Source organism: Cellulomonas sp. P4_B5_2 (assembly GCF_056402235.1).
In genome coordinates, this window is the sequence record NZ_JBFUHU010000338.1 from 1 (window position 1) to 6,148 (window position 6,148).

Genomic DNA, 6,148 nt, shown 5'->3' on the forward strand with positions numbered 1-6,148 from the left:
TGACGTAGGCGCTGTCCGTGACCAGGCACACCACGTGGTCGGCGTCGCCGGCCCCGGTGCCCGACGCCTCATCCGTCGCGCAGGTGCTGCCGAAGTACGCCTGCGACGGGTCCTCGAGTCCGGCCGGCGCGTCGAGCAGCGGCGTCGTCCACCCCGGCCCCTCGTCGGCCGGCTCGAACCACTGGTAGCTCTGTGCGCCGTCCTCGGCACGGAGGAGGGCACCGTACGCCTCTCCGGTCAGCGTGGCGGTGCGCTCGGGGGTCAGTGCCTGGACCACCTGCAGCGTCCCGTCCACCGGCCCGAGCACTCCCGGTACCTGCGCCAGCCGCGCGACTGCGGCGTTCTCGCGGGCGGTCATGACCCACTGCGTCACGCCCAGCGCCAGGGCGACCACCGCGACGACGCCCACCAGCCACACCCGCCGGCGTGATCCGCGGAGGTCGGTCGGCAGCTCGTCGTCCGGCACGGCCGAGTCGTGCAGCTCGACCTCTTGCACGTCGCCCCGTCGCCCCATGGCGGGACACTACGTCAGCTCGACACGTCCGCGGTGGTGAACCGGCTCCACGCCAGCGCCCCGAAGATCGCGACCCACGCGGCCTGCAGAGCGAGCCCCTGACCCAGCACTCCCCAGTCGGGCTCCAGCCGCAGGAACTCCGCGAAGTCGAGCCAGTGGTGCGTGAGCAGGGCGGGCGCGATCGTCGCGAGCTGCGGGAGCTGGTCGAGGACACCGCAGACGATCGCGGTGACCACGGTGGCCGCCATCGCGCCGACCGGTACCTCGGTGAGCGTCGAGAAGAACAGCCCGACCGCCACCAGCCCGGTCATGGACAGCCCGACGTAGACCACGACCGCGGCCACGCGCAGGATGCCGTCGCCGAGCGGAACCGTGGTCCCGGACAGCAGCGTGATGCCGCGCAGCCCGAAGTAGGCCGCCCCGGCCACCACGCCGACCACCGCGATGGCCGTCACCGCCGAGGCCGCGAACGCGAGGGCGCCGACGGCCTTGACCGCGAGCAGCCGTCCGCGCGCCACCGGCACGGTGAGGAGGTAGCGCAGGGTGCCGGCCGAGGCCTCGCCGGCGATGGCGTCGCCGGACGCGATCCCGATGGTCAGCGGCAGCAGGAACGGCAGGCACACGAACAACGACGCGATGACGAGGAACAGGCCGTTGCCGGTCACCCGCCCGACGAAGCCCGGACCCTGGCCGTCCAGCGCGGTGTCCTGGGTGAGGAACAGGACGGTGCCCAGCAGGAGGGGCACCAGCGAGAGCCCGACCAGCAGGACGATGTTCCGCCGCCGGCCGAGCACGAGGCGCAGCTCGCTGCGGACGAGCCGTAGCAGGGAGCCCCGACGGGGTGCGACCTCAACGAGCGACATCGAAGCCCTCCCCGGTCAGCTCGACGAAGATCTGCTCGAGGTTCGGTCGGCGGACCTCGAGACCCAGCAGGTCGACGCCCGCGTGGACAAGCGCGGCGGACACCTTCTCGGGCGGCACCGCCCCGAGCAGCGCGGACACGGTCTGGCCGGTCGTCTGGACGTCCGTGAGACCCAGCCCGGTGAGCACCTCCGCGGCGGCGCCGACGTGGTCGGCCGACGTCTGCAGGGACAGGCGTGGCAGGCCGCGCCCGGTGAGCTCGGCGCGGTCGCCCTGCAGGAGCAGGTGCCCGCCGCTCATGATCCCGATGTGCGAGCACACCTGCTCGATCTCGGCCAGCAGGTGCGACGAGACCAGCACGGTGGTGCCGTGGTCGGCGAGCTCGCGCACCAGGTTCCGCACCTCGCGGGTGCCCTGCGGGTCGAGGCCGTTGGTCGGCTCGTCGAGCACCAGCAGCTCGCGCGGTCGCAGCAGTGCCGCGGCCAGGCCCAGGCGCTGCTTCATGCCGAGCGAGTACTGCCGGTAGGGCTTGGCTGCCGCGGCGGCGAGCCCGACGCGCTCCAGCGCCTCGTCGGCACGCTGCCGGGCCGTGCGCGGGTCGGCCGTCGCGTCGCTGGCGTCGAGCCGCCCGAGGTTCGCCCGGCCGGTCAGGTAGGGGTGGAACGCCGGTCCCTCGACGAGCGCGCCCACCCGCGGCAGCACGTCCGCGCCCGCCTCGGGCATCGCGCCGCCGAGCAGGTGCGCGCGCCCGCTGGTCGGCCGCACCAGGCCCAGGAGCATCCGGATCGTCGTCGTCTTGCCCGAGCCGTTGGGTCCGATGAACCCGTACACCGCGCCGCGGGGGACGCGCAGGTCGATGCCGTCGACGGCCACCTGCCCGGAGCGGAACCGCTTGGTCAGCCCGTCGGTCCGGATGGCCAGGTCGGCGTCCTCGGACGCGGCCCGCGCCGCCCCCCCGGGTCGGTCACTGGGCCGCCAGGGCCTGGAGCGTCGCGCCGGGCACCGCGCCGGCCAGCACGCGGCCGTCGTCGGTGATCAGCACGGACAGCAGCGCGGAGGACAGGAGCCGACCCTCGGGCACCGGCTTCGTCAGGGTGTCGTACAGCGCGGTCGTGTCGAGGTGGCCCATCGGGGAGCCTGAGCCCTCCTCGGGCACGAACTCGGCGTACAGGTCCGCGGCACCCTTCGAGCCGAACGTCTTGTCGACGCCGGGCAGGTTGGCGGCAGCCGCGGGGTCACCGGCCACCAGGGCGGCGACGTCGAGGCCCGAGGCCTGCACGACGGTGTCCCAGCCGGTGCCGGTGATGGTCACACCCTCGGGCAGCTCCTTGTCCTCGCGGGCCGTGGCCGCCTCCGCCGGCGGTTCGGGCAGCGGCACGACGACGTCGCGGGTCGACGACCCGGCCGGAGCCGAGAACGCGAGGACCGAGTCGGCGGGCGTCGCGAACGACACGTCGGTGAACCCGATCTCGAGCGCGGGCGTCTCGGTGTCGCTCTTGCTCCACACCTGCACCCGCAGCGGGGTCGAGGTCTCGGCGTCCACGGCCACCACGATCCTCCCCACCAGGGTCGTGTCGCTCGTCGGCGTCACGACCAGCTGGTAGGCGGCGCGTCCCGCGACCTCGGTCTGCGAGTCCAGCGTCACCGTCGAGGACATCCGTGCCAGCCCGACCGCCTGGCGACCGGCCTCCTCGGGCGTCGGCAGGTCGCTCTGCACGGGCAGCTCCCCGGCCTCGGCCTGCTCCTGGAGCGCCTCGAACCGTGCCTCGTCCGCCGCGCTCAGGCTGTAGTGCACGACCGCGTCGTCGGTGCTCGAGTACGTCCACGCCTCCGGCCCGTCCTGCACCACGGAGTACTCCGACGTGGGACCGAGCAGCGCCACGCGGGACCGCTGGTCGCCGTCCGACCACACCCGCATGGTCGAGCTGCCGCCGAGCAGGTTGATCGGGTCGGCGCCGGCGACCGCGCCGAACGGGATCTCCGGCAGCCCCAGCCGCGCGGTGTACACGACCGTGCCGGACAGCGGCGACGGCTCGGCGCTCGCCACCTGCGCGGCCAGCTCCTCGGGGGTGATCGTCGGCAGGCCGTCATCGCCGGCGGACGCGAACAGCGGCGGCGCGACGAACGCCATACCGACCGCGACGGCGGCGACGACGGGCACGGCCCAGGGGGCTCGGGATGACAGGGCGCGGCGGGTGGGAACAGCATCGGTGCGACGGGACTCGTTCATGGCTCCACTGTGCATCGTGCCTGCTGAGGGCATGCTGAGAGTGCGTGGGCACCCGCGTCGGCTGCGAGTGCGATGCTCAGGACATGCGGGTTCTCGTGGTCGACGACGAGCGCGGGCTCGTGCGCGCCCTGCACCGGGGCCTGACCGCCGAGGGCTTCGCCGTCGACGTCGCCTACGACGGGGAGCGCGGGCTCGAGCTGGCCTCCGAGGACGGGTACGACGCGATCGTGCTCGACGTGATGCTCCCGCGGCGCAACGGGTACGACGTGGTCACCGAGCTGCGGGCGCGCGACGTGTGGACCCCGGTCCTCATGCTCAGCGCCAAGGACGGCGAGTACGACGTGGCCGACGGCCTGGACGTAGGGGCCGACGACTATCTGACCAAACCGTTCGCGTTCGTCGTCCTGGTGGCCCGGCTGCGCGCCCTGCTGCGCCGGCAGGGGACCGTGCGACCGCCCGTGCTCACGGTCGGCGACCTCGCCCTGGACCCGGCGACGCGGCGCGTGACCCGCGGCGGCGAGACCGTCCCGCTGACCACCCGCGAGATCGCGCTGCTCGAGTACCTCATGCACCACGCCGACCGGGTGGTGGGCAAGGTCGAGCTGCGTGACCACGTCTGGGACGGCACCGGCGAGGACGTGAACGTCGTCGAGGTCTACGTCGGGTACCTGCGCCGGAAGCTGGGTCGGGACGTGGTCGAGACGGTCCGCGGCGCCGGGTACCGCGTGGCGGGCTGACCGTGGCGGACGGTGTGCGTCGCGGCGCCTCGCTGCGCCTCCGGCTGACCCTGCTCGCCTCCGGGGCGGTCTGCGTGGCTCTCGTCGTCGGGGCGATCGCGCTCACCACCGTGCTGCGCAGCACGCGCGTCGACGCCCTCGACCAGGTGGTGCAGAACCGCGCGGCCACGGTGGCGGCGCTCGCCGCCGACGACCGGCTCCCCGAGACCCTGCCCGTGGAGGAGCCCGGCGAGATCGTGCAGCTGATCGACGCCGACGGTGCCGTGCTCGCCACCTCGCCGAACGCGAGCCGGACGCTGCCGGTGCTGCCCGTGGACGTCCTGGCGGGCCTGGATGCCACGAGCACGCAGCAGACCGCGTACGACGTCGCTCGGGTCGCGGTGAGCCCGACGACGTACCGCGGCGAGCCCGTCACCGTCGTCGCCACCGTGCCGCTGACCGAGGTGCAGGGCGTGCTGGACGCGCTGCGGCTCGCGCTCGTGGTCGTCGTGCCGCTGCTCACGCTCGCGCTGGGGGTCGGCGTCTGGCTCATCCTCGGGCGGGCGTTGCGGCYGGTGGAGGAGCTCCGGCGCGGGGCTGCTTTGGTGGCCTCGTCGGGCGGTCCCGGCTCGCTCCCTGTGCCCGCGCGCGACGACGAGCTGGGCGCGCTGGCCCGCACGCTCAACTCGATGCTCGACCGCCTCGAGGCCGGGGCCGCCCGGCAGCGGGCGTTCGTCGCCGACGCCGCCCACGAGCTGCGCTCCCCGCTCGCTTCCCTGCGCACCACCATCGAGGTCGCCCGGGCGCACCCCGGCTCCTACGGGACCGACGAGCTGGCCAGGGACCTCGAGGTCGAGGTGCTCCGGATGCAGGCGCTCGTCGACGACCTGCTCCTGCTCGCGCGCGTGGGCTCGTCGCCGCTGGTGCACGACGAGCGCGACCTCGGTGCCGTCGCCCGCGACGTGGTGCGACCGGGCGGGTCGGTGGCGGTCACGGTCACCGGGTCCGGGCAGGCGCGCGGCGACGCGGCCGCCGTCGGGCGGGTGCTGCGGAACCTGGTCGACAACGCCCTCCGGCACGCGGTCGACCGGGTCGAGGTGGTGGTGGCCGACGGCAGCGTGCGGGTCGACGACGACGGCGCAGGGGTGGCGCCGGGCGACCGCGAGCGGGTGTTCGAGCGGTTCGTGCGGCTCGACGAGGCGCGGGAGCGGGATGCCGGTGGGAGCGGGCTCGGGCTGGCGATCGCCCGGGAGATCGCGCGGGAGCAGGGCGGCGACGTGGTGCTGGGCGACGCCGCTCTCGGCGGTCTGCGCGCGGAGCTGCGGCTGCCCCGCTGACGACTCCGCCTCGGTCGTCGTAGCGTGGAGCCGACGAGCCCCCGGAGGTGACGATGCCTGAGCACGACCCCGTGCGTGACGCGGCCCGGTACCGCGTCGACAGGGATCGGGCGCCCGACGAGGTCGAGCCCGGACAGCCGCCCGGCCGGATGGAGAACCGGCACCTGTGGGTGGATGTCGTGATCGACCAGGCCATCGCGCGCGGGGAGTTCGACGACCTGCCCCTGGCGGGCAAGCCGATCCCCGGCATCGGCACCCAGCACGACCCCGACTGGTGGCTCAAGGCGCTCATCGAGCGCGAGCAGATCTCCGGTGTCCTGCCCGAGGCGATCCAGCTGCGCAAGGACGACGCGGGACTGCAGGAGCGGCTGGACCGCCTGCACGACGAGGCCGACGTGCGCGGGGCGCTGGAGGAGTTCAACGCCCGGATCGTCTCCGCGCGACGTCAGCTGATGGGCGGCCCGCCCGTCGTCACGCCGCTGCGCGACGT

General features: G+C 74.3%; 7 protein-coding genes. 3 read left to right on the plus strand and 4 right to left on the minus strand.

Annotated elements, in window-relative coordinates:
- The 4 genes from AC1DUQ_RS18880 to AC1DUQ_RS18895 form a co-directional block, all read right to left on the minus strand.
- On the minus strand, window positions 1–514 hold a 514-nt coding region (locus AC1DUQ_RS18880; protein ID WP_477074343.1), incomplete at its 3' end, for a hypothetical protein.
- A 14-nt stretch (window positions 515–528) separates the two neighbouring features.
- The gene (locus AC1DUQ_RS18885) at window positions 529–1,377 is read right to left on the minus strand and encodes an ABC transporter permease (RefSeq protein WP_477060759.1); all 849 of its coding nucleotides are present in this window, start codon (window positions 1,375–1,377) and stop codon (window positions 529–531) included.
- A complete protein-coding gene (locus tag AC1DUQ_RS18890; RefSeq protein WP_477074347.1) occupies window positions 1,364–2,296 on the minus strand; it encodes an ABC transporter ATP-binding protein in 933 nt (310 codons plus the stop codon). Before AC1DUQ_RS18890 ends, AC1DUQ_RS18885 begins: the two co-directional genes overlap by 14 nt.
- Window positions 2,297–2,339: 43 nt before the next feature.
- Entirely contained in the window at window positions 2,340–3,605 is a 1,266-nt protein-coding gene (locus AC1DUQ_RS18895) for a LolA family protein (protein ID WP_477074344.1), read from the minus strand.
- Window positions 3,606–3,688: 83 nt separating this feature from the next.
- On the opposite strand from AC1DUQ_RS18895, the gene AC1DUQ_RS18900 reads away from it, so the two are divergent.
- The 3 genes from AC1DUQ_RS18900 to AC1DUQ_RS18910 all read left to right on the plus strand — a co-directional run.
- Window positions 3,689–4,342, plus strand: coding sequence for a response regulator transcription factor (locus tag AC1DUQ_RS18900; protein WP_421740192.1), 654 nt, complete (start codon window positions 3,689–3,691; stop codon window positions 4,340–4,342).
- A 2-nt stretch (window positions 4,343–4,344) separates the two neighbouring features.
- On the plus strand, window positions 4,345–5,658 hold the full coding sequence (locus AC1DUQ_RS18905; RefSeq protein WP_477074345.1) for an ATP-binding protein: 1,314 nt from the start codon (window positions 4,345–4,347) through the stop codon (window positions 5,656–5,658).
- Window positions 5,659–5,711: 53 nt separating this feature from the next.
- Window positions 5,712–6,148: DnaJ family domain-containing protein (locus tag AC1DUQ_RS18910; protein WP_477074346.1), on the plus strand; the 437-nt coding region annotated here is incomplete at its 3' end.